Annotated in this window: 2 protein-coding genes; both read right to left on the bottom strand. The window is 48.0% G+C overall.

What is annotated here, in order from left to right:
- On the bottom strand, window positions 1-1,070 hold a 1,070-nt coding region (locus KBS54_05855; protein MBQ0055648.1), incomplete at its 3' end, for a hypothetical protein.
- 165 nt (window positions 1,071-1,235) lie between these two features.
- Window positions 1,236-1,474: hypothetical protein (locus KBS54_05850; GenBank protein ID MBQ0055647.1), on the bottom strand; the 239-nt coding region annotated here is incomplete at its 5' end.

The raw sequence follows: 1,474 nt of genomic DNA, 5'->3' as shown, positions 1-1,474 counted from the left end.
TTTGATATCAGGGTGCCGCCTCCGCTTGCGGCTGTGATGTCCTGCGCGTAACTGTCGCCGGACAGCGTGAGTTCAAAGCCGTTGTTAAGGGTAATCGCGTTGGCTTCAGTTCCGTACAGCTCCGACAGCGTCATTGCTGTGAGTTTGCCGTTTGCGTAGGTGAATTTGAGTCCGAGGCTTTTGAGGTTCGTGCTTGCCGTTCCCATTCGGTCGTAGTTCGTGCCGACTATTTCCGAATGAAGGTACAATTCCGCTTCTCCCGTGTAGGTGCCCGCTCCGCCGAGCGTCAGCGTGGCCGTCGCTGCGTCTTTCATGAACAGATAGCCCGCCGCGGCAATAGGGTCCGCGTTTCCTACCGTTGCCGCCACTCTGTTCGCCGTGTTCGTGTACCACGTCGACGTTCCCGCCGCGTCAAGCGTCAGGGCTCCGCCGCCTATAGTCGGCGCCGCAAGCGTTGTATCTTTGTAGGTGAACTTCATCCGGCTTTTACTGTCCGCCGCTGTTGTTACCGCTCCAAGCGCCCCTTTCGCTCCGCCGCTGTACGCACTCAAGTAATATACGTTCGCGTCTATGTTCTTCAGAAACAACACGGCGCGCGCATTACGGCAATTATAATGTTTACTGATATCACCCTTAGCATACGATCCATCAGCAACAGGGACCCACGCTGAATATTTATCATTTTTTGTACTAGTCCACCAAACACCCCCAAACGCCCTGCCGGCCTGTCCCATAGCATCTGTCTCGCTTTTGCTTAAAAGCCTTGTTCCGTTTTTGATTTTTGATTCATATGAATCTGTAATCCAACCGTTATAATTATTACCCCAGTTTATCGCAGCTTGCCAGAGTAAAGGTCCAGAGGGGTTTGCATCGGACATTACTATACGGTTAGCAGCAATTTTTACCCAGTTGGTTCCGTTATACACAAGCCTGTTGGGATGTCCTGAACTGTTGTTAGGGAACTGACTCCACGTAATAAACGGCGATGCCGCCGCAGGCGCTGCCGTGCCGAAGATAAACGACACGAGCATCAGTATCGCCGCTGTCTTTCTAAGTGTTGTTCTTAACATTGTTATCCCCTCCATTTAGAGAATTTTGAATCCTGAATTTTTGTAACTTTATCTATCTGTTGAATCACACTTATATGAGGTTGTGTAATATTAAAACCAATGACCCAAAAAAAACAATGACCCAAAAAATCAATTACTATAAGAAACAATTACCATAAAAACCAATTACCATAAAATACAATGACCAAAAAAATCAATTACTATAAAGTACAATGACCAAAAAAAAACAATTACTATCTTGTCTTTCTGCCTTTTTATTTGTCTTTCTGCGGGCTCCGTCAGGAGCAGCGCAGAATCCAGCCCGTGCCCAGTATGGGTATGTCTTTGGTTTTTCTTTTCAATAACGGGCAAAGCCCGTAAAGCCGCTGGACCTACCCCTACGGGGCACGCGAGACGGAGATTTT

The sequence above is a fragment of the Candidatus Equadaptatus faecalis genome (genome assembly GCA_018065065.1).
GTDB classification, from domain to species: domain Bacteria; phylum Synergistota; class Synergistia; order Synergistales; family Synergistaceae; genus Equadaptatus; species Equadaptatus faecalis.
This window is presented reverse-complemented; position numbering and strand designations above follow the sequence as displayed.